This is a genomic window from Pseudomonas sp. B14(2022), from assembly GCF_012030485.1.
Lineage (GTDB): Bacteria > Pseudomonadota > Gammaproteobacteria > Pseudomonadales > Pseudomonadaceae > Aquipseudomonas.
In genome coordinates, this window is the sequence record NZ_JAAUVM010000004.1 from 45214 (window position 1) to 69844 (window position 24631).

The following is a 24631-nucleotide window of genomic DNA, read 5'->3' on the forward strand; positions in this document are numbered from 1 at the left end:
AATTTTTGCAGACCGGCATTGACCCATGGTCAACACCGGGCCTTCAGTGCGCTCGTCAGTGAACCATTAAAAGATTGATAAGGCATGCCACAGGGCATGACCTTTGGGGGAAGCATGGATTTTTGGACAGCCATTCAGGCATTGATTCTTGGCGTAGTGGAGGGGCTTACCGAGTTCCTGCCGATCTCCAGCACCGGACACCAGATTATCGTCGCCGATTTGCTCGACTTCGGCGGCGAACGCGCCATGGCGTTCAATATCATCATCCAGCTGGGTGCGATCCTCGCGGTGGTCTGGGAATTCCGGCGCAAGATCCTCGATGTGGTCACCGGTTTGCCGACCCAGCGCAACGCTCAGCGCTTCACGGTCAACCTGCTGATCGCGTTCCTGCCGGCCGTGGTGCTGGGGGTGATCTTTGCCGACCTGATCCACCATTACCTGTTCAACCCGATCACCGTGGCCACTGCGTTGGTGATCGGCGGCGTCGTCATGCTGTGGGCCGAGCGCCGCGAGCATGAAGTGCACGCCGAAAGCGTCGATGACATCACCTGGAAAGATGCGCTCAAGGTCGGTTTTGCCCAGTGCCTGGCGATGATCCCGGGTACGTCGCGCTCCGGCTCGACCATCATCGGCGGCCTGCTGTTCGGCCTGTCGCGCAAGACTGCCACCGAGTTTTCGTTCTTCCTGGCCATGCCGACCATGGTCGGTGCGGCGGTGTACTCGGGCTACAAATACCGCGACCTGTTCCAGCCGGCGGACCTGCCGGTGTTCGCCATTGGCTTCGTCACCTCGTTCATCTTCGCGATGATCGCGGTCAAGGGCCTGCTCAAGTTCATTGCCAGCCATAGCTACGCGGCATTTGCCTGGTACCGTATTGCGTTCGGCCTGCTGATCCTGGCGACCTGGCAATTCGGTTGGATCGACTGGGCTGCGGCCAAGGCATGATGATTCAACACCCACGCCTGAAAGCGGCGATTTTTGTGCTGCTGTGCACGGCGCCGCTGCTGGGTTCGGTGTTGGTGTGGCTGCGCGGTGAAACGGTACTTCCGTTGGCGGCCTATGGCGTGGTCAGCGTGCTGGCGTTCTTCCTGTATTGGAGCGACAAGCGCAAGGCCCTCACCGACAGCTGGCGCACCCCGGAGAACATCCTCCACGCCGTGGAGCTGGCGGGCGGTTGGCCGGGGGCATTGATTGCCCAGCAGGTGTTCCGGCACAAGACGCGCAAGGTGTCTTACCAGGTACTGTTCTGGGTGATCGTGCTGTTGCACCAAGTGTTCTGGCTGGACCAGTTGTTCCTCGGTGGCACGCTACTGTCAGTTCTCTAGCAGCAAGCCGACCTGCGTGCGCTTGGGCAGTTTGCTCACCACCAACTGGTGGGAGCGCTGCAACAAGCCGCGCAGTTCCTCGGCGCCCAGCGGGTAGGGCGTGTTCATGATGATCCACTGCGCGCGTGCCAGGTACGGCGCCGGGTGGATGCCAGGGCGGTCCACATGGCCGAGGAACAATTCCTTGTCGACCTTGAACGCCAGCGAATCACCGCGCAGGTTTTGCAGGGCGAACATCTTGTTGCCCGCTATCGAGAACACTCGCACGCCACCCCATTTGTAGTCTTCCCGCGCGCCGGGCAGGCTCAGGCAGAAACTCGCGACTTGTGCTTCGGTCATCTTCATAGCAAGCGGTCTCCGCAGCTCTTAAAGCCTTCTTCCAGGTAATCGATCCAGGCCCGAATCGCCGGCAGCACGCCACGGCGATGCGGGTAGACGGCCTGGAGCCAGCCGCCCGGCAACGACCATTGCGGCAGCAGTTGCACCAACCGACCGTTGGCCAGTTCCTCTTCGCAGTACATCATCGGCAGCACGGTAAAGCCCAGACCCATGACGGCGCTGGCCTTGCGCACGATGAAGTCGTCGATGCCCAGGCGGGCTTCCATCGCCAGATCGTGTGGGTTGCCCTGGGGGTCAAGGATGCGCTGATGCACCAGGCGATCCGCCTCCAGCGCACCGAGTATCGGCAGTTGCTTGAGATCGTCGAGGGTGCTTACCTGGCGACCGAGCATGAATGCGGGGCTGGCGACCAGTACGGTCTGGGCCTGGCGCAGGCGCTTGGTCACCAGCAGCGGGTCTTCGTCACCAAGCTCGCGCACTCGCAGTGCCACATCGATGCCTTCGGCGACCAGGTCGACGCGGCGGTTGACCAGGGTCATCTCCAGCTGTACCTGGGGGTTGGCGGCGAGAAATCCGGCGACCAGTTCTGGCAGGAAGTGCTGCGCCAGCCCCACCGGGCATGTGACCCGCAGCCGCCCGCGGGGTTCGCTGGACATGCTGGCCACCGCCTCGTCGGCCATTTCCGCCTCCAGCAGCATCGCCTGGCAGTGGCGCAGGTAGCGCTCGCCAACGGCGGTCAGGGTCAGTTGCCGCGTGGTGCGTTGCAGCAGGCGCGCGCCGAGGCGCTCTTCCAGTTCGGCGATACGCCGCGACAGCCGTGACTTGGGAATGCCCAAAAGCCGCCCGGCCGCCGCGAAGCCGCCGGCTTCGACGACTTTGGCGAAATAGTAGAGGTCGTTGAGGTCTTGCATGGTCAGCCTATTGTCCTGTCAGTGGGACAAACTATCGCAATTCAGGCGACTTATCGACTATTGGTTTCATGCGTAGCATCACCACCATCTGATCGCCACTGTCGATCCCACACTCGGAGATCCACCATGAAACTGTTGCACATCGATTCCAGCATCCTCGGCGACAACTCGGCTTCCCGTCAGCTCAGCGCTGGCGTAGTCAAGGCCTGGCAAGCGGCCGAGCCGGGTGTGGAAGTGACCTACCGCGACCTCGCCAGTGAAGGCATCAACCACTTCTCCGGCGCGACCCTGGGCGCCCTGGGCACCGCCGCCGAACTGCGTGACGCCGCACAACAGCACGAGGCCGACCTCAGTGCCAAGACCCTGGCTGAATTCCTCGCCGCCGATGCCGTGGTATTGGCGGCGCCGATGTACAACTTCACCATTCCAACCCAATTGAAGGCCTGGATTGACCGCATCGCCGTCGCCGGTCAGACCTTCCGTTACACCGAAGCCGGCCCTGAAGGCCTGTGCGGTAACAAGAAAGTCATCATTGTTTCCACCTCCGGCGGCCTGCATGTTGGCCAGGCAACCGGTGTTGCCCACGAGGAATACCTGAAAGTGATGCTGGGCTTCCTCGGCATTACCGACATCGAATTCGTACGCGCCCACGGCCTGGCTTATGGTGATGAAGTACGCAGCAAATCCATCAGCGACGCGAACGTACTGATCAACGAACAATTGTTCGCCGCTGCGTAAGGCTTGTGTAAATTTCATCTCTGCTCGGTTTCTATCTGAAGCCGGGCGCCTAAACTCTGTATTCTGGTCGTCTTGAAGCGACTGGCGTACGGAGTTTTTTCGTTTACCCGCTGTCATTACCTTGGCCCAGGTTATGCACGCATGGGTTTATCACCCAGTGTGAGTACCTTGAGCCATGGACTTTTCAAATAGACATGCCGCGGGTGTTGAACGTGGTCACGCAGCAAAGGTGGACATCCTCATGATGCGTCTTTGTGCCGTTATGGTTCTTTCCCTGCTCGGCGGCCTGTTTTCAGTGCACGCCGCGCCTGCGCCGCACCCCCATTGGAGTGTGGGCTTCCATCGCATGACCTTTCTCGACCCGCTGGATCTGCAACCGATGAAAGCGGTGGCGTTCTACCCGTCCACCGACGATGAACACAGCACACAACTGGGTCCCTATCACGTCGCGGCTACCGAAGATTCCAAGATCGCCATTGGCCGCTTCCCGATGCTGATGCTGTCCCATGGCAACACCGGTACGCCGTTGGCTCTGCATGACCTGGCCACCTCCCTGGCGCGTAAAGGCTTTGTGGTGGTCGCGGTATTGCACCCCGGCGATAACTACAAGGACCACAGCCGCCTGGGCACGGTAAGTAACCTGTACGGCCGGCCGATCCAGATTTCCGAAGCGATCACCGCGACCTTGGCCGACCCGATGCTGTCGCCGTTCGTCAACGTCGATCAGGTGGGCGTTATCGGCTATTCGGCCGGTGGCGAGACCGCGTTGATCCTGGCGGGGGCCAAGCCGGATTTCGATCGCCTGCGCCGCTATTGCCAGGAACGCCCCGAAGATCGCGATGCCTGCACCACCAAAGGTGAACTGGTGGTGGACCGTGACGACCTCCAACCACAATCCGACCCGCGCATTCATTCGTTGATGTTGATGGCGCCATTGAGCCTGATGTTCGGCCGCCACACCCTGGCGGATGTGCACGTGCCGGTGCTGCTCTACAGCGGCGACGGCGACAAGCTGGTGGCGGTAGACAAAAACGCCGCCGCCCTGGCGCGCAAGCTGCCGGAACCACCGGACTTCAAGTTGCTGGCGGGGGCAGGGCACTTCGTGTTCATGGCGCCGTGCGACAGCGACCAATTGGCCGCGATGCCGGCGATCTGCACCGATGCCGACGGCGTCGACCGTGAAGGCATCCACCGCGACTTGATTTCCGAAGCCGGGCGTTTTTTCACCCACACCCTCGGCCAATCTACCCGCGCCGGCTTGCAGACCGCCGATCAGTAAGCGCGGCGCTTGAGCAGCAAGGTCACGCCCAGCGCCGTGACCGACAACAGCGCCGCGCAGAAGAAGATCCAGCTGTAACCCAGGTTCAACGCCACGGCACCCATCAATGGCCCAGCAATCGCCAGGGCCAGGTCGAAAAACACCGCATACGCACTCAGGCCCGCACCGCGGCTGCTGTTTGGCACCTGTTTGATGGCTTCCACGCCCAGTGCCGGGTACACCAGCGACAAACCAAAGCCGGTCAGCCCCGCACCGATCAAGGCCACGCCGGTGGACGGCGCCAGCCACAGTAACGTCAGGCCCAAGGTCTCGATGATCATGCACGCAATCGCCGCCCTGAAGCCGCCAAAACGGCTGATCGCCGAGATGAACACCAGCCGCGAGACGATAAAACACACGCCAAACACCGTGAGGCAGTACGCCGCGCCGACCCAGCCGCGATTGAGGTAATACAGGGTGATAAAGGTGGTCAGGGTGCCGTAGCCGATGGACGCCAGGCACAGGCTGGCACCAAACGGTGCGATGCGCCCGAACACCGCCCAGAACGGCAGGCGCTCGCCGCGCACCACCGGCACCGAGGGTTTGTTGCGGATCAGCACCAGGCCCAGCGCCGCCAATACCGACAGCGCGATACCCAGGCTGGCGTAGCCATATTCGGCGACCATCACCACTCCGAGCGGCGCGCCGATGGCGATGGCGCCGTAGGAGGCAATGCCATTCCACGAAATCGATCGCGCGGTATGTTCGGCACCCACCTGGCCCATGCACCAACTGATGGTGCCCACGCCGATCAGGCCCTGGGCCACGCCCAGCAGCAGCCGGCCGGCAATCAGAATCCCCAGGCTCAGGTTGGGCAGGCTGTCCACCAGGGTGGCGAAAAACGTCAATACACCGCTGATCAGGATCCCCGCCAGCCCCAGCACAATCGCGCGCTTGGTGCCGACGTTGTCGGACATGCGTCCGGCCATGGGACGGCTGAGCAGGGTTGCGAGGTACTGGGAGCCAATGGTGATCCCGGCCACCACCGCGCTGAAGCCTAGTTGCTCATGGACATAGCCCGGGATTACCGCAATCGGCAGGCCGATGCAGATAAAGGCGATGAAGGTGTAGAAGACGATGGAGACGATCTGCAGGGTGATCGACAGTGAACTGGGGGCGGCGGCAGACATGGGCACTCGTTCGCGGGCGGGCGGTGAGCGCATCATGGCAAGGGCTTGGGGGAAAAGGAAGCAGGCTAACTACTTTGACTGAGAAACCGGCTTTTGTGGCGAGCCCGCTCGCCACAAAAGCCCGCTCGCCACAACGAGCCTGTTCCCCACAGTTTCAGGTCACTACTTTTAGAACACCACGCCTTGGCTGCGCAGGTAGTCGTCGTAGGTACCGCTGAAGTCGATCACGCCGTTGGCGCTCAACTCGATGATGCGGGTGGCCAGGGACGATACGAACTCACGGTCATGGCTGACGAAGATCAGCGTGCCCGGGTAGTTCTCCAGCGCCAGGTTCAGCGCCTCGATGGATTCCATGTCCAAGTGGTTAGTCGGTTCGTCCATGATCAGCACGTTCGGCTTTTGCAGGATCAGCTTGCCGAACAGCATGCGGCCTTGCTCACCACCGGAGATCACCTTGACTGACTTGAGGATCTCGTCGTTGGAGAACAGCATGCGCCCCAGGGTGCCACGGATCACTTGCTCGCCTTGGGTCCACTGGCCCATCCAGTCGAACAGGCTCATGTCGTTTTCGAAGTCACTCGCGTGATCCTGGGCGTAGTAGCCCAGTTCTGCCGCGTCGGTCCACTTGATGCTGCCGGCATCCGGAGTCAGTTCGTTGACCAGGGTGCGCAGCAGGGTGGTCTTGCCGATACCGTTCGGGCCGATGATCGCCACACGCTCGCCGGCTTCAACCTGGAAGCTGAAGTCCTTGAACAGCGGCTTGCCGTCGAAGCCTTTGGCCATGCGCTCGACGATGACCGCCTGGCGGTGCAGCTTTTTGGTTTGTTCGAAACGGATGAACGGGCTCACGCGGCTCGAAGGCTTGACCTCGGCCAGCTGGATCTTGTCGATCGCCTTGGCACGGGAGGTCGCCTGCTTGGCTTTCGAGGCGTTGGCCGAGAAGCGGCTGACGAAGGATTGCAGCTCGGAGATCTGCGCTTTCTTCTTCGCGTTGTCCGACAGCAGTTGCTCGCGGGACTGGGTCGCCACGGTCATGTACTCGTCGTAGTTGCCCGGGAACAGGCGCAGCTCGCCGTAGTCCAGGTCAGCCATGTGGGTGCACACGCTGTTCAGGAAGTGACGGTCGTGAGAGATGATGATCATCAGGCTGGAGCGCTGGGTCAGGATGTTTTCCAGCCAGCGGATGGTGTTGATGTCCAAGTGGTTGGTCGGTTCGTCAAGCAACAGCACTTCCGGGTCGGAGAACAGCGCCTGGGCCAGCAATACACGCAGTTTCCAGCCGGGGGACACTTCGCTCATCGGGCCGAAATGCTGTTCCAGGGGAATGCCCAGGCCCAGCAGCAACTCACCAGCACGGGATTCGGCGGTGTAGCCGTCCATCTCGGCGAACTCGGTTTCCAGCTCGGCCACGGCCATGCCGTCGTCTTCGCTCATTTCCGGCAGCGAGTAGATACGGTCGCGCTCGGCCTTGACCTTCCACAGCTCTTCGTGGCCCATGATCACGGTGTCGAGCACGGTGAATTCTTCGTAGGCGAACTGGTCCTGGCGCAGCTTACCCAGGCGCACATTCGGCTCCAGCATGACCTGGCCACCGGACGGATCGAGGTCGCCGCCGAGGATTTTCATGAAGGTCGACTTGCCGCAACCGTTGGCACCGATCAGACCATACCGGTTGCCGGCGCCGAACTTGACCGAGACGTTCTCAAAGAGCGGCTTGGCGCCGAACTGCATGGTGATGTTAGCTGTGGAGATCAATTACTTTACCTATCAATAGCTTAGGGTGCGCTTATTTGAGCTGGGACCAATTTGGGACCAATCTGGAGCTTTTCCATTTCGCTCCAGTCCGAGCTTGAGTTGATCCAACGCGCATAAGTCGAGAGCAGCATCTGCACACTATGGCCGAGCTGCTGGGAAATGAAGGCGGGGTTCATGCCAGACATAATGCATATTGTCGCATAGGTGTGACGACAGTTGTATGGCGGCCGACGACGGATATTCAGAGCTTTCAGCGTCGGAACCCATTGCTTATGCAGGTCCGACGTCTGCTTCACGTACTCCGAGTTCTTTGATGGCGGGAAAATGAAGGGCGTTTCCAGCACTTTCCCTTTACCATTTTTCCGACGCTCCGCGTACTCCCTGGCGAATTTCAGGGCATGCAGGGCGCGGTCATTCAACAAAACGAAGCGGTCACTGCCCGTTTTCGTGCGCTCAACCACTTCCCCCAAGGCGATCCCGCGACATACGTGGGCCGTCCTCTTCTCTTCGTCTACCGCATCCCAGCGCATCGCCAGGGCTTCAGATAGACGCATCCCTGTAAAAAACACAAACTCAAAAAATGCCGCATAAATCGTACTGGGCCAGTGATCGTGCTCGTACATCTTCGCGATGATCTGGTCTGCTTCTTCCAGCGTGAAGGGGTCGATCTCCTTTTTGCTGCGCTTGGGCAGTTCGAGAATTGCCGCTGGGTTCTTCGGGATCAACTCTTCGGATACGGCTGAATTCAGGATGGTGGACAGCTTCGAGATGGCGTTGCGCTTAACGCCCGGCGACTTCCACTCGCTGGTGGCCATGACCCGGCGGAGCAGCGTGGTTGTGATCAGGTCGATCCGCACCAGGGCCAGACCGGGCATCCAGTACCTGTTCAGCGCTCCCTTGTAGTTTCCCTTCGTACCTGCCACCACCTCACGGCTATCCAGCCAGAGCTGCGCGTACTCGCCGAAGTTGATCTTGCCGCCGGCGAGGTTGCTGGAACTCGGGAAAAGCTCGGCGTACTTGTCGTCGTCGAGCAGCCCCAGCTTGATCAGCCCCTTTACCTGATCAACAACCTGTGAGGCAGACTTGATTCCTTTCTGTGTCGGGGGATAGGGGAGCGTTTCACTCCGCCGGCTGCCGTTCCACATAAAGCGGATGCGGATCGATCCGTGGTGGAGGTCCATTCCTGCGGGCAGACCCATTGGCTTTCGAGCCATTCGTAGTATCTCCTGATGCTGTACATGACCCGGCTGCCTTGCTTGTTCCACACGCCGAGTGGGATTTGGTTTCGGGCTCGCTTGGAGCGTAAGGCGGCGAGGGTGGTGCCGAGGATTTCGGCCATTTTCGCCTCGGGGACCTTGTCGCCCGTGATGCCGTCGTTGAGCTGTTCGGCTGCTGACATTGTTCTCTCCGCGCCGCGCTGGGCGGCAGAAGGTGGGTTAGGTGGTGGCTTTCTTGATTGCGGCCCGCGCGTCGAACATGGCGTAGTACAGGCGGTGGAAGATTGCGCAGCTCGGATCCTCGTGATCGTCGCCGCCGTGCTCGAAGATTCCGTCGATGGTGCCGCTGTAGTTGCTGGCGATCTGCTCGCACTCGCCCGCTACCTGGGTGATCGCTATCAGCGCTTTCAGCAGTTGCTCGCTGCTGGCGCGCTCCTCCCGGCCGATATGCCAGAACTGCTGCGCCCAATGATCCGCCGGCGGCGGGTTGGTGTTTTGGGCTCCCTGAGCCAGTGCACCGACGATCGTGTCGCACAGATCGCGCTTGTAGGCGTTGTCGCCGTCTATGCTCAGGCCGCGCCGGCGCAGAGCGCTGACCACCTCGTTTCGATCCAAGCCCTGATCTTCAAGGATGATGTCCCGCTCTGGCTCGTCCGGGGTGACGATGACCAAGGCAAGCTTGGCGCCTGGCAGGCAGTAGCCACTGAGTTTGACCAGGGCGTCGTTGGCTGCTTCGTGGAAACGCTGAACTGCTGACATAGGAATACCTCGCCCGCCGCTCACCGGCAGGCATGTAGGGGGATTGGGGTTAGGGCAGGTGTTTGTGAGAAAGCGCATGCGCTAGGTGGCGCGCGTAGGTAGAGACGGCTCGCCAGTAGGCGGCCATCGGGCCTTTGCGCCGCTTCCAGGAGTTCTCCGCCTCGGTGTTGGCCTGGTCGCGCAGTTCGCGCATCACGGCTTCGATCCGCGCCCTATCTTCTGCTGGTAGGTCCAGAAGGGCGCGGCCAGATGGCAACTTTAAGAGTGGGTTGATGTAGCCCATAGGGTCACCTTTTCGAAGTAGAACACCACCGGCGCGCCAGTCTCGGCGATCAGGCCATATGCTTTAGCCAGGCGGTAGATTGGGGTGTAGTTGTTCAGCGACTCGACGTGTCTTGCGATCCAGCTGCGCCAACCTTCCAGCGTCTGGCCGCCCTTGCTGATGTTGCAGGGCGCGCAGGCCGGCATCATGTTTTCCAGCACGTCATGCTCGGGTCGCAGTGGCTTGCCCGATACCAGCTTCCAGGTGCCGACGGCGGTCTGCTTGGACAGCAGCTCACGCACGACAGGCGCCAGGTGGTCGGCGTGCCATCGGTCACCCAGCAGCACTCCGCAGTAGGCGCAGTGCCCGCCGTACTTCAGGCGCACTTGCTCGCGCTCAGCTTTCTTCAGGCGCATAGCTTCACCTGCTTGCGGTACCCAGCGTCGATTGCCCGGAGGAAGTCGAGCCGGGCATTCTCATGGATACCTTCCCAAGGTAAGCAACGGATCTCACTGGGGATCATGGTTTCGAACAGCTCGCGCGCCAGGCTCTGCCTATGCTGCTCAGCGGTTGCGCCGTTCGGGCGGAACTTGCGCTCACCAAAATAGGCGCAGTGCTCGACGTCAGAGCAGAGGTACTGCCAGACAATCACGTCGCTGGATGAGTAATGGACGGTGCACGTGGCGAATCCAGTTTCGCCGGCCGAACCATCGACCTCACAAACGGTTCCGGCCGGCGGCGGTCCTTCGCCAGACCAGGCCGCTACACTTTCTTCGGGCATGACTTCGTCCTTGCCGCTATAGCGGCTGACTTTGAAGGGGGAGGGGTTAAGCGCACTCGAAGTGCGCCATAGGCGGGACTATTTCGGGGAGTGGTGTTGCTGGCTAACGAATTTTCCGATGTCGTGAATGGTCTCTATGGCAGGAGCAATACCGTCATGAGCAATGGTTACCAGCAAAGCAACAGCAGCAAGCAACGATAGTGCGGTGCTGTTTTTTTCAAATGTATTATTGACTCTGAAATCCAAGCGCTCTTTTGAGGTCTTCCATTCGTCGCCGTTAAAGTAAGTCAAATAGAAGTCTATGTAATGTGAGCCGGGCCTGATGGTTTTGCTCGTTTTTAAATTGTACTCAAAGGGAGCTTTCCCGCTTTTTAACTCGGTTATTAACAATCCTGGCTCGTTAGCGTCAAAAAATAATGTAGGCTCTTTCCAGTTGGCGGTTTTTAAACCCATGCATATGCAGTTGTAACCCGCGTTGTCTACGTGCCCCGTTTCTCTTCCCCATTTTATTGTCATTGACCCATTCTCATGGGTTTCTATGTATGGGGTGTGGTGTACGGATGAACTATCACGGTCAAATAAATTCGATGAGATATAGCACTGAATCTTGCAGTTTGATATTTCTCCATAACCCGTGATGTATTGTTCGAAAGTCAAATTGTCGCCTGCATTAATTACCGTTTCGCCGACACGCGTTGCAAGTGCGTAGGCGCCCGGCATCTGGGCATTTTCCCATGTTCGAGGGGTTTTCATCTCATCGAGATTCATTGCGTCCTGCGCTCCTTAGGCTTGCATGCAAAGTAACTAGAGCATCCACCGGAGGAAAGTGCAATCCACTAGCCGCGGGGCTGGGGCGTTCTTGTGTCATCCCTCGTTACCAGATCATGGGCATTCACAACCGTCATGCCGAGGTGCCTGGCAATCAGGACTTCGAGCTGGGCGCCCTTCGAGTTTTCCCAGCCCGGCAGCAGGGCGATCACCCCGCACAGCCCCAGGCGTGTCAGGTCGTATGCCATGTAGTCGGCCCACTGCGCGCCCTCTACGACGCCGTGATCTGCTGGGTTCTCGACTTCGTAGCCCATGTCGCGCAGTTGGTCGGCCACGGCGTTGAAGGCCGGGTAGTTGAAGTCGGTGATGCCAGTCATGGGCCCGGCCACGTAGACGCGGTTGGCGCGGGATGCCTGGAGGGTCACGCCTGGCAGCAGGAGCGACTTGATGCGGTCAACTGCCCGATCAACAGGGGCCTGGATGAATGACGGCAGCGGCTCGTTCGCCGGCGGCGTGGTTCGAGTAACTGCTGCGATCATGCCGACGAGCGAATCGGTCACGATGGTGCGGATGTCTGGCTTGCGGTTTTCTGTAGGCATGAGGAGTCCTTGCCGGGCCATGCCCGGGCGGTGGAGTGGGGAGTTACGCGGCGCGTGCTTGGCGTTGCTCAGTGCGCCACGGGTCGTTGGCGCGTGCCAGGGCAGCCATCGGCGGCGGGCTTACGCTGTTGCCGCACATGTGCACCTGTTGGGTCTTGGTGAACGGTTTGCCGTCGGCGCCGTGGCTGATGATGTAGTCGGCCGGGAAGCCCTGGGCCTTGTACAGCTCGTACGGCTTGAGCATCCGCAGGCAGATGTCGACGATCACATAGGGCGTGCCCTTCACCGTCACGGTGACCATGGCCAGGCGGTCCTTGGTGGTGATGGTCGGCGCGGGGGCATCGCAAGCGCTGATGTTCTCGGTGCCGTAGTAGCTGATCAGGAATGCAGCGACCCGCAGGGCACCGGCTTCGTGTTCCGGTGACAGGGTGAGCGATACCAGCGAGCTCTTGCCGCCGCCACCGGCGGTGATGGTCGGTGCCGGATCGTCCAGGCCCTGGCCAACACTCCCGCCGAATGCCCTCTCCATGAACGCGCTCACCAACCCGTGGTGCTGGCCGCCGGCGCTGATGGTGTGCAGCGGATCATTTGCGTCCCTGGCATCGCAGTTGCCGCGCAGGTGCACCAGGTTCGCCGCCACCAGCTGCTGCTGGCTACCGGTGTTCGTTACGGTGGTCATCGGGTCTTCGATGCTCTTGGCGGCGGTGGTGTTGAAGCCGCCATTCATCTGGGCCATGAACACCGTGGAGATGCCCATGGCATGTGCGGCCCCGGCCGGGCGCTGATAGTTGCCGCCGCTGGTGATGGTCGGCAGTGGTTCGTCCAGCGCCTTGCCCGCATCGTTGAATCGGAACTTCACCAGGTGCGCGGCTGCCAGGGCGTGCTTCACGCCGCCGGCGACCACGGTGCCCAGTGGTTGATCCAGACCTGGCACTCGCGGCTCCTGACCCTGGCGCTCGCCGTACCCCGACTGAATCAGCGTGGGGCTGATCAGCGTCAGCTCGCCGCGATTCGCGCAGGTCACCGTCGGCAATGGTTTGAGTGGATCGTTGATTCGGTCGCTGCCGTGGTGTGTTGCCGGTGCTATAACTGGGCTGACCACCGAGAACGCGCCGCCCTTAGGATATGAAGTGATTGTGCGCAGCGGCTCGTCTGCCGACTGTACTGTTTCCCCTGACCAATTGGCGATCGGCACAATGAATGGTGCCGCGCTGTCGATGACGAACTTCTTCATGCCCTTGGCAACGCGACGCAGGGTCGCCGGGGCCAAGTCTTTCTTGCGGCCGAAGATGCTTTTGCCGAGGTCGGTGAAGTCGATGCAATCAGCGGCGGTCTTCCACTTCTGCTGGCCCCTGACCGGGTTCTTGGCGTGGGTAGGCGCTGGCCACACGATTGGCTGGCCGTCGCACCGGGCGATCATGAACAGTCGCTCCCGACTGGTTGGTGCGCCGAAATCGCACGCCCGGATCACCTTCCATTCAACGACGTAGCCCATGCCTTCAAGCAGGGCCACGAAGCGGCGCCAGGTCTTGCCGCGCTGCTTCGGGTCAGGAATCAGGAACTGCTGGCCCACCGGCACAACCTCACCAGGTGCTGCAACTTCGCCGCCGAGTTTCACCACGCGGCCGGTGGCCTTATCGCGCTTGGCGATCAGCCGGCCCCACTGCAGGATCTGTTTCACGTTCTCCAGGCTGATCACCCGGGGACGCTTCATGCCTGCCCACTTGAGCCCGATCCACGACAGGTTGCGGATCTCGCGCTTGCGTGGCTGGCCGCCGGCTGCCTGGCTGTGATGGGTGCAGTCCGGTGACATGTGGAACCAGCCCACGGCCTTGCCGCCGCACTCGGTGTCCGGGTCACCATCAAACACGTCGGTGGTGAAGTGCTTGGCGCCTGGGTGATTCACGGTGTGCATGCTGATGGCTTGCGGGCTGTGGTTCTTCGCTACGTTCACGGTGCGGCCCAGGCCAATTTCCAGCCCGGTACCGGCTCCGCCGCCACCACAGAAGAAGTCGACAACGATCTCATCGTCCTGAGGGTTGAAGCCGAGTCCGTATTGGGTTTTGAAATCGAAGGGGTGTTTCTTCTGTTTTGCGGACATAGGGGTTCCTCGCCGGGTATATTTACCGATCAAACGTCAAGGTAGGGATAAGGGATGCTGAACGATTACGGAAAAGACTTGTTTAAGCCCTGGCTATCTGTATCGAATATCCTGCTTGTATTGGCCGTACTGTTCGGAATTGCATTGTTCAAGCTCACAAGTAGTGAGCTGGCAAGCTGGGTTCAGGCTATAGGGTCAATAGCGGCGATATGGGGAGCTTTTGCGATTAGCAATAGTCAGGTTGAAAGACAAATTCAACAGGCTAATCAGCGGGCTTTGGATAAGTCAAACGCGTATTTTGCTGTGGTTAAATGCGCATGGGATCATGCCAGGACTATGAGAGAGTTAGTTGAAAAGCAGCCGCCCGTTGGAGTCTTTAAGGAGAGCTGGAATCTTGTTTTTAGGGACCTATTTAACTCTTCTTTGAGTTCGCTAAAGAGCCTCCCTGCCTACGAGCTGGGTAACTATGATCTGGTTATTTTTCATAATGGAATGTTGGCGGCTATGTCGAATATGTCATCGAGAGTCACATTGTTTCTTGAGGCCGATGCGTTTATTGAACAAGAGCTTGTTTTGATGTATGAAGATCTTTTTGCTCAGTCGCAGCTAGCTGAACACTACTGGGGCGAGTATGAATTAGTATTCAATGCTAAATTTGGAAACGCCTAACAGGGTTATCTAACCGGGTAGTAGCCGGACTTAGTGGGAAACTGGCATGGAGCCGGATCAGGCGGCCTGAGAAATCGGCACGGCCTTCAGATCGTCTTTTTCGTCAGCGTCGCCCAGATAAGGTTTCAGCTCCGCGCGGGTGTACTTGCCAGCCCTGATCGTGTCACTGGTGTATCCGTTGTAGTTGGGCCGGAAATACACCCCGTCTTTCACGTTAAGGATCATGAACAACGGCTCAGGCTTAGGGAAAAGCACCTTGCGCAGCACCTCGGCGCGCTGATAGTTCATCCCAGCCACCGCCTTCGCGATCAGGTCCTCCAGGCGCTGGCGGCGGGCTCGGTCATTCTTCTTGGCTCTGATGTCTGTAGGCCGCTCAACAAACAGCTCGAAGCAACCCTTGTTGTCGTAGCCGTACTTGCCATGAGCGACCCACCACATGTTGTTGATGTTCACGAACGCAGTGCCCTGGTACCAGCGACCTTTACGGTCAGTCGTCCAGACCTTCGCACCATGTTCAATTGTTTTCTTGTCGCCCGACCCTGAGTTGTAGTCGGCAGCAGGAATAGTGGGAGGCCCAAAGCGCCGGGCACTCACGTAGTCGGCATTGATCCACTCGGTGTTGGTCATTCCGCCCAAGCCACACTCTCGGCCTGGAGCCTTGAACGTATAGCCGGTGAAGACGTTGCACAGGTAGTCACGAATGCGCATGCGGGTCCGCTGCATTTCCAGGCGAGCCAGGTAAGGCATGTGCTTTTCTTTGTCGCTTTGGTACCGTCCGCCGTGGTCTGCGCGATCCGGGGTGTTCACGGCTTGGAAAAAGTCCAACTCAATGCTGCGCCCGATGATCTTGAGGTCGGCTTGCAGATCGCCTTTCACGCAATGGCGTGAATTGTTGCCAGTGAAGATATGGGTCTGCTCGCCGACGGTCCATCCGATCCGATTGAGCGTTTGAATGATCCGCTTGAACACTTCGCGCTTGAACTTGCGCTCCCAAATGACCTTGGCGTCCCACTCGCGGGGAATTTCTTCTTCCCACACAGCCAGGCGGCCCTCGCCAAAGCTGACGCAGCCTTCACGTTGAATTTGCATGGTGTTCTCCAATACGGGCGCCGTCCCTACATGTTGGCGGCGAAATAGTGGCAATTTGGATTCGCTTGTGTTTTATTCCGCTCCCATTTGCAAGGAGAGTGATATGGGAATTGATAACCTGATGGTGACTTTGAATCGTGTTCCCGAACTTCACGCAATTGTGGAGACCGGAACCGACTGGGTTGCGCTTTTGGGGTCTTTGACGGCTGTGGTCGCCGTTGTGGCGGGCTCTGCATACAACGCGTACTCTTTCAAAAAGACCATAATCAGCCAGGAAAAGATGGCTGAAGATAATGCTAAATTTCTTCGTGAGCAGAGTAAGTCTGAGTTTTTGGCAAAAAGTCGTCTAGACTGGATTGCAATTTTTCGGGAGCACGTTTCCAATTTGCTCTCATTGGGAAACAGTGTTTACGCAGTTTCCCAATACATTGTCGATGTCAGTTGGGTTAAAGGAGATACCCGCGAGGAATTTAAGGCATCTACTGCGCTTTATGATATTCGCTACGCTGAATTCACCGATAAGTTGTCAAAGGCTAGATTGCACTTCTCTCAGATCGAGTTATTGATAAGCCCAAATGGCGAAGAGTCCGAAAAACTAATACACGCGATGAATGAGTACATACAGGCGGCATGCTCATACACAAAAATAGTTGATAGGGGCCAAGCTGTTGTTGACATAACTCAGAGGATACTGCGAGACGAGTGGGTAAAAGTTAAAGAAATGAAGGCTCTTTGATGCTCCTTCTTGTGTTGCGTTCAAATTTCCCCCCCACCTCCCTGCTAGTAATGACTTACAGTTTATGATTACTCATTTTTGTTAAAATGGTCAATCTAGAAAGCCTTGCATGATGGCAATTTGGTTTGGGTTGGGGTATTACGGGTGACCGGCATGGAGCCGGACCAAAAGGAGTTGAAAATGGGTATCGCCGTAAAAATGCAGCACGAACTTGAAGAGCTTCTATCGGCAGGTGCTAGCCTTGAGCTGTCAGCAAAAGGAAAGCTCGCGCATCAACTGGTTGATTTGGCTAAGTGCGCGAAGCGAGGAGGTAGTCATCTCACGCTTAACGACCTTGGCTTTCTGCTGCAAAACCAACTGATCGACATTGCCAGAGCGGGATCTGGGCATGTGACGCTCAGGGACTGAGCGGCTCGATAATTTCGTCGCCAGGGTCTTTCTGGATGGCGAGTAGGCTTTTGTTTCGAAAATCTCGCGCCACGTTTTCGGATATTTCGATTTCGTGGTGCGGGGGATTCAGTAGCGGCTGACACTTTGCGGAACCCATGGCATGCAGGTGATGAATCATCAGAGTCATCGCCTCGCCCTGCTCAGTAATGCCTGACCACTCCATCAGGTCGGCCAGGGCTTTGCGGGTGCCCGGGCGAACCCTGAGCCTCAATTCCTCTTCGGCATTCGCCACGCGCTTCCTGGCGGTTTTGGCCGAGCGTTCCTGCAGTGTTTTCGCCATGGACTACCTCTTCGATTCCGCTGGCCGGCAGTGCGAGCCAGGTTTGTCGTTTGCGTTGCTGGGTGCGGGCTATGCGGCGCATGAGTCGACCTTTATCTGTCGCCAGGCGCCGACCGCTTCGAAGATCCGCGCGGCATGTTCCTCGTCCAGAGATATCGCTTCAGGTATCGCGATCCAGCCCGAGGCCACCATCTGGCTTTGGTTGGCCTCGTCGCGCAGTTTCTTGTAGCAATGCTCGATTACGTCTTCCAGGTGGTCGGAGAGGTAGACCCCATCGGGCGCCACCTCCACCGACTTGCTGTACCGGTCGCCGCGGGTGTCGATGCAGAGGGCGCTGAGGTAGATCGTCCACCGGTGGGGGATGCCGCAGACGGCCTGGCCGATCTTCCCTGGTGCGATGTTCTTCAGCGCCTTGTAATTGATCATGCCCTGGCGGCCGCTGGGATCTATGTTGACCACGGCGACGTGATTGGATGCCAGCAGGGAGCGGCACGACCGGGCAATGCGCGCCTGCAGGTTATGCGCCTTGCGCTTGCTCATAATGCCTCCGCGAGTTTGCGCAGCGCCTTACGTTCTGCCGCTGTGATGGGCGGCTTGCGGCGCTTGAGGATGGTTTCGGGATCGATCTTGGTGGAGCGGGGCGGTGGCAGCGGGTTGATTGGCGGACTATCGCCGATGGTGAGTTTTCCGCCAGCGGCAAGGTGCCGTTGTACCTGACTGGAAAGCTCCAGCGCGTTTTCGCGCCGGAACTCGATGCCTGATTTGAGGTTGCTGATCATGCTGCCGCCTTGGCCAGCGTCACCCCGGCCATGCTGAATGTTGATCCCTGCGCTGCGACCATCGCGTCGAGCGCTTCCCAATTGACCGAAAGGACTCTGATTGGCGCTTGACCATATGCCACGGCTTTCACCAGGGCCTCGAAGTCCGTCACGTTGGCCTGCAGCGTTACCTGCTCCACCGCTTGGCTCGATACTGGCTTTGCGGCCTGGGCCACGGGGGCCGTCGTCTGGGTCAGAGCGGCGCGGACTGGCTCTGGTGTCGCCGCTTTCTCTACGACCGGCTCCGGCTTGATGGCTGCCAAGCGTTCCGCTTCCTGCTCTTCGGCGATACGCTTCGCTTCGGTCTTTTCTCGCTCCACCTTCTGGTGTTCGGAGATTCGGAATTTGATCAGCGTCACCAGGTCGTCATTGGCCTTGGTAACCAGTTGCTGCACATCGCTGAACAAGAAGGCGTGATCAACGGCGAGCTCAGCCAAACTGGTCAGGTTCAAACGAATGCTATCGGCTGCTTGGCTAGCGTCGATCTTCGCCCGGGCCAGCTCGGTATCAACTGCATCCTGAAGGCTGGCGATAGTGCGCTTGCTCTTCATGGCGCCGGCGAAGTCCGAAACGACATGAGGCAGCGTGACTTTGCCAAGGGTCTTGTTGATTGCGGCGATGTGATCCGCCAGGGCGAGCTCGGCTTTTTGCTTGATGTTGGTCTTCACCAGCAGCTCTTGAGCCTTCACCAGCTTGTCGACCTTCAGGCGAGTCTCGCGAGCATGGGCGCTGATGCGATCCAGCGACGAAAACAGCTCGTCGATGCTTTGGGTCTGCGACAGGGCCTGTTTCTTGGCGACAGCGACAGCTTCCTCGACATCGCCACACCACTTGACCGCTTTCTTGGCGTCGGCGAAGTCCTGATCGGTGGAGAGTGTGGTTTTCACCGAGTCGATGACAGCCAGCGCCGAGTCTTCGAACACCTTCAGGTTGCTGGCGGTGACCATGCCGGTCAGCTCGATGCGCAGGGCTGGCAGCTCGTCAGGTGCCTTGCCGACGACGATTGAAGGCGCGTCGGCCATCTCGAAGTTGGCCAAGTCTGCCTCGAACTGTTTCCAGCCTTCGATCAACTGGGCCGCGCGCCCGGCGACGGGCCGGTACTCCATGTGCACGAAGTTCTCCGGCGTGCCGTCTGAGCAAACAAAGATGACCCGCTCAGCGCCGCTCACCAGCAGTTGCTGTTCAAGCTGCCAGTAGTAATGCGGAGCAAGGTCGCCGGCTTTCACCTGGGCCACGACCGACTCATTCCACAGCTTGTGCTCGAACAGGGTCTCGCCGAGCACCGTAGCGCCGTCCATGGAGGCGAGCAGGTTGCCCTCCGTGGCGACGATCGGATAAAGCTCTTCGCCGATCAGTGCTTCGGCCAACGGCCGGGCCATGGCTTCGGTCGCGTGGCCTTTGTCGAAGATGAACTGCTGCGAGGGCGTGACGTCCGGTGTGATACCGGTCTTCTTGGCCATCAGCAAGTCGGTGCGGGATTGGTACTTCGACGCGCCCATCATCGCCGGGGCTTCTGAAGCGGTGCGGTACTGAGCGCGAAGGGCAAGCCACTCGGCGGAGCCTTGAGCTACGTTGTGAATTTTCATGCTGAATCTCCATCGAGGGCTTTGAGGTTGGTGATTTTTTCAATCTGCGCCGGGCTCAGCGTGTACTTGCTGCTGATGGTCGCAATGAGGTGTTCAGGGCTGGTGCGGTTCGAGTCGATCAATGGCTGCCACTTCACGATGTTCTCGGTCAGCAGGTCGTCGGAGTAGGCGGGCAGCGCTTCCGGTTCAGGCTGGGCTTGCTGTCGTGGGCTGACATCGCGCACCGGCTCCTCGAATGCCTTGCCCTCCATCTCGTCGGCCGTTGGCGCCGATCCAACTTCAGGGAATGCTTTGCGCAGGGCCTGTGCCTCGGCGCATTTGGCGAGCTGGGCAAATGCTCGACGCTTCCACATGGCGTTGGGCGCCGCAGTGTCCTTGCTGGCTGTTGCGTAGTTTTCAATCCAGCGCTCGTTGGCCGTGTACTCGGCAACCAGGCCGTTGCTCATCTGCCGTTTGACCGTCACACGACACCATTCGGGATAAGTGACTTCTACGCCGCTCAGCTTTGCTGTTACTGGAGGGCCATATTCCGGCTCGCTGATTCCGGCGTATTGGCCGGTGCGCGCTGCCTGAATGCGGTACAGGCCGATGCCTGGCATCACTGTGTCCTGCATCTTTTTCGTCTTTGAGTTCCAAATCGGAACGATGTGCACCGGCTTCAACATCGGGTCCAGGTGCGCGGCCTGGCAGTAGGCCAGGACCATTACAACCGAGTTCTTTTCTGCGCCGGGGTAGAGGCTGCTGCTCAGCACTTCAACGAGCGCGGCCTCCGACATTGCTGGCGCGTTGTCTTCCTGCTTCATTACTGCGGACATGGGGAATCCTTGCCGCGATGCTCGCAGCGATTGAAGATGTTGGTTATTGGGTTATCAGGCCGCCGATGGCAGGGCCTAAGAAAACGATGGTGAGGAAGGTCAGGCCGACGATGGCCGACAGAACGCGGATGGCGCGGCGCCGGTGCCGCTGATAGGTGGTCATGGCGATTCGTCTTCCAGGTAGAAGGTGTCCGGGTCATGGATGACCTGGGCGTCGTCACGTAGATGCCGCCAATCGGATAGGTGGGTTATCTGCAACTTGCCGCACACGTCGATTCGAACCAAGCCGGTCTGAACTTCGATGTCGCAAACTGGCCACCACCAGTCCTTCCCGTTTTCGCTTACCCACAATGGCTGAGGCAGCGAGTTGATCAGCTCCATGTTAAGGAGATCGCTCACCGCCGAACCCTCACCGCAATCCGCCCACCCTTCATGGTTGGCGCCAGGCGTTGTGGCAGATCCCGCACCAGGTCTTCACGCTTGCGGCCAATGAGCTCGTTGAAGGGAAGGCCGAAGCCCAGGATGGCAATGCGGCGCTCGATGTCGTCGAGCTGCTCGTCGATCAATGATTTAACCGGTGCGGTGGTCATGCTGCCTCCTTGCGCTGCCGGCTGGTCTTCAGCAGCCAGGCGCTGTAGTGGTGGAACTCTTCGGCGGTGATGGCGCCGGTATTGAAGTTGCGGACAATCAGGCCCTCAGTCAGCGACTCGGCCAGGTCTGTCGTATCCGGATGCTCAAGCTCGAGCAGGGCGGTGGTTATCGCGACGTGCGGGCTCATAGGCCTGCATCCACGTCGTCTACCGCCTCTTCCCGCTCTGCTGCTACTGCGTCGGCGGCGTAGGGCCGGAGTAGGTCCATGGCGATCCTCTCGGCGGCCTCGATAGGGCGGGGTTGCCCGATCAAGTCAGCAGCGTGGCCGCGCGAATCTGCCTGACTGCTCAGGATCGACGACAGGAACAATCGGGCGAGCGAATCACGCTGATCCAAGCCGTCGATCTGGCGCTGATTCAAGATGCCTTGCAGGTAGGTGCAGTACCGGTCGAAGGTCACCACCTGCGGCTGGCCGTGGCGGCGCTTCCACTTGATGTCCATACCGCACACCAGGCGCTCCGCCGAATGCTCAAGCCACCCGGTCACCTCGTCGCCCTCGCTGACCTCTGGAGGCAACTGAGCGTCGTAACGCTCCTGGCACATCTTCAATGCTGCGTTCATGGTCGCCTCCAAAGTGGCGGGTTGTTCACCTGTATTCGTCAACACTCATGCCTCCCGCTGGTTGCCGATGGGCGCGGGGTGAGTACTGACGTAATAGAGGTGGGGAAGGGTGCAGGCGCCCGGCACTGCCCGGGATGTGTCGAGTCTGGCCAGCTATGCCCTCGGACTCACATGCGGTGTTCTTCTTCATTTGGGGTGGGCCTACCTTTCGGCTGATGCGCGGTGACATCGACGACCCTGCTTTCCGCTGCCTGTTAGGGTGCTGGGCGAAGCCTTCAGGCTTGCTACGCCGCGCGGGTGAATCGTTGATCTACTTCATGGCCGTATCTCCCGTCGCTCGCTCACTGGGAAGGCAGTGGCCACCTATCGAAGCTGCATTGGAATGTCGGTCCTGACTGTGACGATTGGCTGCGTCCGGGTGTATCGCATTGCTCGCCAATCCAGCTCAGCTTTTTTCATGACCCGCCGACATTCCGATGCAGCCTCTTGAGGGAGCTCATCTTGTTTGAAATAAGTGGCAACAGTTACAAGGCTGTGCCAGCATCCGGCCACAGACTTTTGCAAGGAAGCTGAACAATGCTCGATGCTCTGGAAGGCACGCCACTCTGGGTTTACGGCGCATTTCTCTTGGTCTGCTACTACGGTTTTAGTGCCAGGAAAACCAGTCGTGAAAGTCAGCAGTCGCTGATCATCACACCGGTTGTTTTTGTGGTCTGGTCACTCCTTTCTCTCAGCTACGCGGACCGCGTTGAATTGACCGTGGGCAGTTGGTTCACGGGAATGCTTTTAGGTGGCCTAGCCGCATTTGCAATATTTCCTCGACGCGGACTGACTTTGGACGAGGAGGGCAAACACCTGATCGTTCCCGGGACATGGAAAGTTCTTGGTATCTCGCTTCTCTTTTTTGCCGTGAAATACTTCATCGGTTATCAAGCTGCCGTACATCCAGAATTCTCGGCCACTGTGGAAATGCTCGTCCTTGCTGGTGCCGCATCGGGGTTTACGGTCGGCTTGTTCTGCGGACGCACGGGGGGCTTCTACTTGGCGTGGCACGCACTTCGAGATGTCCATGAAAGCAAGCGCACCATCTGAACACGCTTGTTGATAGCTCTACGCGCGCTCATGAGAGAGGATCGGGCAGTTAACGACAGGCTGTCGTGGCGCTGGTTGTTCAAAGCTGTTTTGGTTCAAGCGCGTACTTGATTTGCAGGTTCTGCTCCGGCGTAAAGAACGGGTTGCATGTACTGCAATGTCCGGAAACTGCTATCTCAATGCTGAACTGAGCGGTTTCTGCTGGACGCAGGCAGTTCGGGCAATGCTCATCGTCTGCGGACTCAATGTCTGCGTGGCTCAGAATGCATTTCTGGGCGTCACTCTCGTCGTCGTGGGACTCTTCACAAATGGGGCAGAAGAACCTTTCAATGACGCCAGGCATACAGCACTCGCGCGCCCCATCCTCGTCGTCGTGCAGCTCATTGCACGCATCACACTCGTACTTGATCACCACCCCTTTAGCCATGACGTTTCTCCGGTTGTCATCCCAAGCAGCCCTCGCAAGAAGGCTGCTCAGTGATGCTTTCCGCCGTGACCCGCTACTGGCGTCGGTCACCGGCTTGAATCAAATGTTCTTCCAGCCGCGGGCCTTTCGGCTTGTTCTCCCGCTGGATAACTGTTCTTGGTGCTTTACGCTGCACACCCGGGTCAGTTGCCAACCCTCTGAGCCGTTTAGGCCGGTTCATCGCTGCCTTTGAATCTGGGCCGGTGGTGATCCGGCAAGGGGTGAAACCAAAGAGCGGCGGGCGGAGGCCCTTCGCAGTGGCTGTGTGTTGCTGCGACGGAGTGAATATAAGTGAGCTTATTTTATTCGTCAATAAGCATGCTTATATATTTTCCTGTGGGCGATAAAAAACCCGCTCAGCGGCGGGCTCATTCACGCGTCACAGTATTCTCGCCAGCCGATCCTTACGGTGTCGCCGTTCAAGCGTTCGATGCGAATGCCGGCGGTATCTCCGATCTCCTGGATGACCTGGTGCCAGGCCTCGGAGCTTTCGTCCTCTCGCCTAGAGACGACGACGGCTTGCACCTTCTGCACGCCTGGGGCGGCAATGATGCGCTGTAGACGGCGACCTACAAGCTCGTAGGAATTGCGTTGCTTTGCGGTGGGGTAGGGTGCCTGGTTCATGCCTCGCTCCTTGCGAATGCTGTATGCATACACAGTATTTGCGCTGGCATATCTTGGCAATAGGGCGGCAGGAATTTTCATGCATAAATGCATATTCTTTGGAGAAGCTTTCTGGCAGTCGTTAAAAAACCCGCGCTTGGCGGGCTCCGATCAGAAATTCATAACAGTCTGAGCTTGCTTTCTACGACGTCGCGCCGATTGCGCGATTCCGTTGCCAGCGCTGCATTAACCAGTAAACACCGCCAGCTATGAGGAAGTTGAACCAGCCCCACATCACGCAAGCGGCTGCGGTACTGAGGAAAAATACGGAAAAATACCGCACAACCACTTTTACCCAGATTGTGCAGCGTGTAGCGGATCGCCAAATCCCAACAAACGTAACGAAGGCGTATAGGCCTACCGGAACGGCCACGCCGCGAATGGCAGACAAGGTCCAGCCGGCACCGCTGCTCTGATCACCTCTTAGCACATGTGCCACATATGAACCTGCTAAACCCAGCACAATAATTCCACCAATCACGCCAAAGCCCCAAAATGCTTGGCTTACGGTGTACCCGCCAGCGAAAAGCTTAGACTTTAGTGATCTATGGCCAAACAGGCCGACTAAAATGGCCAGAACGATACCCATCTAATGCTCCTTGAGGTTATGGCTGAATGCTATCAAGTATTTCGGCAAGACCTCATTAACCTTTAAACGTGGGTGCGCAGGAGTCTTTCTCCACAAGAGTTAAGCGTGATCTATTTAGGAAAATTGGCTAGGAGTACAAGAGGATGGGCGGGCAGAACCAGGT

The 24631-nt window shown here is 58.7% G+C and carries 33 protein-coding genes; 8 read left to right on the forward strand and 25 right to left on the reverse strand.

Translation table 11 applies throughout. The features are described from left to right. Positions 1-114 precede the first annotated feature (114 nt). Complete coding sequence (locus HCF10_RS07995; protein WP_145338827.1) at positions 115-945, forward strand: undecaprenyl-diphosphate phosphatase; 831 nt, start codon at positions 115-117, stop codon at positions 943-945. Next, positions 942-1325 carry a DUF1294 domain-containing protein gene (locus HCF10_RS08000; protein WP_131696492.1) on the forward strand — a complete coding sequence of 128 codons (384 nt, stop codon included), beginning with the start codon at positions 942-944 and terminating at the stop codon, positions 1323-1325. Before HCF10_RS07995 ends, HCF10_RS08000 begins: the two co-directional genes overlap by 4 nt. Here HCF10_RS08000 and HCF10_RS08005 read toward each other — a convergent pair. Beyond that, positions 1314-1670 (reverse strand): MmcQ/YjbR family DNA-binding protein, encoded by a 357-nt coding sequence (locus HCF10_RS08005; RefSeq protein ID WP_145338828.1) that lies wholly within the window; start codon positions 1668-1670, stop codon positions 1314-1316. The two genes, HCF10_RS08000 and HCF10_RS08005, sit on opposite strands and share 12 nt — an antisense overlap. Further along, positions 1667-2575 carry a LysR substrate-binding domain-containing protein gene (locus tag HCF10_RS08010; RefSeq protein ID WP_131696490.1) on the reverse strand — a complete coding sequence of 303 codons (909 nt, stop codon included), beginning with the start codon at positions 2573-2575 and terminating at the stop codon, positions 1667-1669. Before HCF10_RS08010 ends, HCF10_RS08005 begins: the two co-directional genes overlap by 4 nt. A gap of 126 nt (positions 2576-2701) precedes the next feature. Here HCF10_RS08010 and HCF10_RS08015 point away from each other — a divergent pair, with 126 nt between their 5' ends. After that, a complete protein-coding gene (locus HCF10_RS08015; protein WP_131696489.1) occupies positions 2702-3313 on the forward strand; it encodes an FMN-dependent NADH-azoreductase in 612 nt (203 codons plus the stop codon). A 241-nt stretch (positions 3314-3554) separates the two neighbouring features. Further along, the gene (locus tag HCF10_RS08020) at positions 3555-4592 is read left to right on the forward strand and encodes an alpha/beta hydrolase family protein (RefSeq protein ID WP_167655207.1); all 1038 of its coding nucleotides are present in this window, start codon (positions 3555-3557) and stop codon (positions 4590-4592) included. On the opposite strand, the gene HCF10_RS08025 is transcribed toward HCF10_RS08020, so the two are convergent. The 10 genes from HCF10_RS08025 to HCF10_RS08070 all read right to left on the reverse strand — a co-directional run bounded on the left by HCF10_RS08025 (position 4586) and on the right by HCF10_RS08070 (position 14003). Next, the gene (locus tag HCF10_RS08025) at positions 4586-5761 is read right to left on the reverse strand and encodes an MFS transporter (protein ID WP_167655208.1); all 1176 of its coding nucleotides are present in this window, start codon (positions 5759-5761) and stop codon (positions 4586-4588) included. The two genes, HCF10_RS08020 and HCF10_RS08025, sit on opposite strands and share 7 nt — an antisense overlap. Before the next feature lie 168 nt (positions 5762-5929). Beyond that, positions 5930-7516 (reverse strand): ABC-F family ATPase, encoded by a 1587-nt coding sequence (locus tag HCF10_RS08030; RefSeq protein ID WP_074846575.1) that lies wholly within the window; start codon positions 7514-7516, stop codon positions 5930-5932. Positions 7517-7536: 20 nt separating this feature from the next. Continuing rightward, complete coding sequence (locus HCF10_RS08035) at positions 7537-8730, reverse strand: tyrosine-type recombinase/integrase (protein ID WP_167655209.1); 1194 nt, start codon at positions 8728-8730, stop codon at positions 7537-7539. A 222-nt stretch (positions 8731-8952) separates the two neighbouring features. After that, complete coding sequence (locus HCF10_RS08040) at positions 8953-9492, reverse strand: hypothetical protein (protein WP_237683074.1); 540 nt, start codon at positions 9490-9492, stop codon at positions 8953-8955. A 49-nt stretch (positions 9493-9541) separates the two neighbouring features. Then, a complete protein-coding gene (locus HCF10_RS08045; protein ID WP_167655210.1) occupies positions 9542-9775 on the reverse strand; it encodes a hypothetical protein in 234 nt (77 codons plus the stop codon). Continuing rightward, the gene (locus HCF10_RS08050) at positions 9751-10170 is read right to left on the reverse strand and encodes an HNH endonuclease (RefSeq protein WP_167655211.1); all 420 of its coding nucleotides are present in this window, start codon (positions 10168-10170) and stop codon (positions 9751-9753) included. The genes HCF10_RS08045 and HCF10_RS08050 overlap by 25 nt, the downstream gene beginning before the upstream one ends. Beyond that, the gene (locus HCF10_RS08055) at positions 10161-10535 is read right to left on the reverse strand and encodes a hypothetical protein (RefSeq protein ID WP_167655212.1); all 375 of its coding nucleotides are present in this window, start codon (positions 10533-10535) and stop codon (positions 10161-10163) included. The genes HCF10_RS08050 and HCF10_RS08055 overlap by 10 nt, the downstream gene beginning before the upstream one ends. Positions 10536-10613: 78 nt before the next feature. Continuing rightward, the gene (locus tag HCF10_RS08060; protein WP_167655213.1) at positions 10614-11303 is read right to left on the reverse strand and encodes a hypothetical protein; all 690 of its coding nucleotides are present in this window, start codon (positions 11301-11303) and stop codon (positions 10614-10616) included. Positions 11304-11371: 68 nt separating this feature from the next. Further along, the gene (locus HCF10_RS08065; protein ID WP_237683075.1) at positions 11372-11902 is read right to left on the reverse strand and encodes a DUF4406 domain-containing protein; all 531 of its coding nucleotides are present in this window, start codon (positions 11900-11902) and stop codon (positions 11372-11374) included. Between the two features lie 43 nt (positions 11903-11945). After that, entirely contained in the window at positions 11946-14003 is a 2058-nt protein-coding gene (locus HCF10_RS08070; protein WP_167655214.1) for a DNA cytosine methyltransferase, read from the reverse strand. 54 nt (positions 14004-14057) lie between these two features. Here HCF10_RS08070 and HCF10_RS08075 point away from each other — a divergent pair, with 54 nt between their 5' ends. Continuing rightward, the gene (locus tag HCF10_RS08075) at positions 14058-14672 is read left to right on the forward strand and encodes a hypothetical protein (protein WP_167655215.1); all 615 of its coding nucleotides are present in this window, start codon (positions 14058-14060) and stop codon (positions 14670-14672) included. Between the two features lie 57 nt (positions 14673-14729). On the opposite strand, the gene HCF10_RS08080 is transcribed toward HCF10_RS08075, so the two are convergent. Beyond that, a complete protein-coding gene (locus HCF10_RS08080) occupies positions 14730-15761 on the reverse strand; it encodes a hypothetical protein (protein WP_167655216.1) in 1032 nt (343 codons plus the stop codon). Between the two features lie 103 nt (positions 15762-15864). Between HCF10_RS08080 and HCF10_RS08085 the strand changes: the two genes are divergently transcribed. After that, the gene (locus HCF10_RS08085; protein WP_167655217.1) at positions 15865-16497 is read left to right on the forward strand and encodes a hypothetical protein; all 633 of its coding nucleotides are present in this window, start codon (positions 15865-15867) and stop codon (positions 16495-16497) included. A 180-nt stretch (positions 16498-16677) separates the two neighbouring features. Continuing rightward, the gene (locus HCF10_RS08090) at positions 16678-16905 is read left to right on the forward strand and encodes a hypothetical protein (RefSeq protein ID WP_167655218.1); all 228 of its coding nucleotides are present in this window, start codon (positions 16678-16680) and stop codon (positions 16903-16905) included. Here the strand turns inward: HCF10_RS08090 and HCF10_RS08095 are convergent. From HCF10_RS08095 to HCF10_RS08135, 9 genes are all read right to left on the reverse strand, one after another. Continuing rightward, positions 16895-17227 (reverse strand): hypothetical protein, encoded by a 333-nt coding sequence (locus HCF10_RS08095; protein ID WP_167655219.1) that lies wholly within the window; start codon positions 17225-17227, stop codon positions 16895-16897. The genes HCF10_RS08090 and HCF10_RS08095 overlap by 11 nt on opposite strands. 69 nt (positions 17228-17296) lie before the next feature. Then, the gene (locus tag HCF10_RS08100; RefSeq protein WP_167655220.1) at positions 17297-17767 is read right to left on the reverse strand and encodes a hypothetical protein; all 471 of its coding nucleotides are present in this window, start codon (positions 17765-17767) and stop codon (positions 17297-17299) included. Beyond that, positions 17764-18006 carry a hypothetical protein gene (locus HCF10_RS08105; protein WP_167655221.1) on the reverse strand — a complete coding sequence of 81 codons (243 nt, stop codon included), beginning with the start codon at positions 18004-18006 and terminating at the stop codon, positions 17764-17766. Before HCF10_RS08105 ends, HCF10_RS08100 begins: the two co-directional genes overlap by 4 nt. Further along, positions 18003-19631, reverse strand: a complete 1629-nt coding sequence (locus HCF10_RS08110; protein ID WP_167655222.1) for a YqaJ viral recombinase family protein — start codon at positions 19629-19631, stop codon at positions 18003-18005. The genes HCF10_RS08105 and HCF10_RS08110 overlap by 4 nt, the downstream gene beginning before the upstream one ends. After that, on the reverse strand, positions 19628-20434 hold the full coding sequence (gene bet / locus HCF10_RS08115; protein WP_167655387.1) for a phage recombination protein Bet: 807 nt from the start codon (positions 20432-20434) through the stop codon (positions 19628-19630). Before bet ends, HCF10_RS08110 begins: the two co-directional genes overlap by 4 nt. A gap of 171 nt (positions 20435-20605) precedes the next feature. Continuing rightward, the gene (locus HCF10_RS08120) at positions 20606-20845 is read right to left on the reverse strand and encodes a hypothetical protein (RefSeq protein ID WP_167655223.1); all 240 of its coding nucleotides are present in this window, start codon (positions 20843-20845) and stop codon (positions 20606-20608) included. Next, positions 20842-21036, reverse strand: a complete 195-nt coding sequence (locus tag HCF10_RS08125) for a hypothetical protein (protein WP_166405628.1) — start codon at positions 21034-21036, stop codon at positions 20842-20844. Before HCF10_RS08125 ends, HCF10_RS08120 begins: the two co-directional genes overlap by 4 nt. After that, positions 21033-21224 (reverse strand): hypothetical protein, encoded by a 192-nt coding sequence (locus HCF10_RS08130; RefSeq protein WP_167655224.1) that lies wholly within the window; start codon positions 21222-21224, stop codon positions 21033-21035. Before HCF10_RS08130 ends, HCF10_RS08125 begins: the two co-directional genes overlap by 4 nt. Beyond that, a complete protein-coding gene (locus tag HCF10_RS08135; RefSeq protein WP_167655225.1) occupies positions 21221-21658 on the reverse strand; it encodes a hypothetical protein in 438 nt (145 codons plus the stop codon). Before HCF10_RS08135 ends, HCF10_RS08130 begins: the two co-directional genes overlap by 4 nt. Positions 21659-22234: 576 nt before the next feature. On the opposite strand from HCF10_RS08135, the gene HCF10_RS08140 reads away from it, so the two are divergent. Then, the gene (locus HCF10_RS08140; RefSeq protein WP_167655226.1) at positions 22235-22750 is read left to right on the forward strand and encodes a hypothetical protein; all 516 of its coding nucleotides are present in this window, start codon (positions 22235-22237) and stop codon (positions 22748-22750) included. A 79-nt stretch (positions 22751-22829) separates the two neighbouring features. On the opposite strand, the gene HCF10_RS08145 is transcribed toward HCF10_RS08140, so the two are convergent. From HCF10_RS08145 to HCF10_RS08155, 3 genes are all read right to left on the reverse strand, one after another. Beyond that, entirely contained in the window at positions 22830-23177 is a 348-nt protein-coding gene (locus HCF10_RS08145; protein WP_167655227.1) for a hypothetical protein, read from the reverse strand. Between the two features lie 411 nt (positions 23178-23588). Further along, a complete protein-coding gene (locus HCF10_RS08150) occupies positions 23589-23840 on the reverse strand; it encodes a DUF1654 domain-containing protein (protein WP_167655228.1) in 252 nt (83 codons plus the stop codon). A 181-nt stretch (positions 23841-24021) separates the two neighbouring features. Continuing rightward, on the reverse strand, positions 24022-24468 hold the full coding sequence (locus HCF10_RS08155) for a hypothetical protein (protein WP_167655229.1): 447 nt from the start codon (positions 24466-24468) through the stop codon (positions 24022-24024). Between the last annotated feature and the right edge of the window lie 163 nt (positions 24469-24631).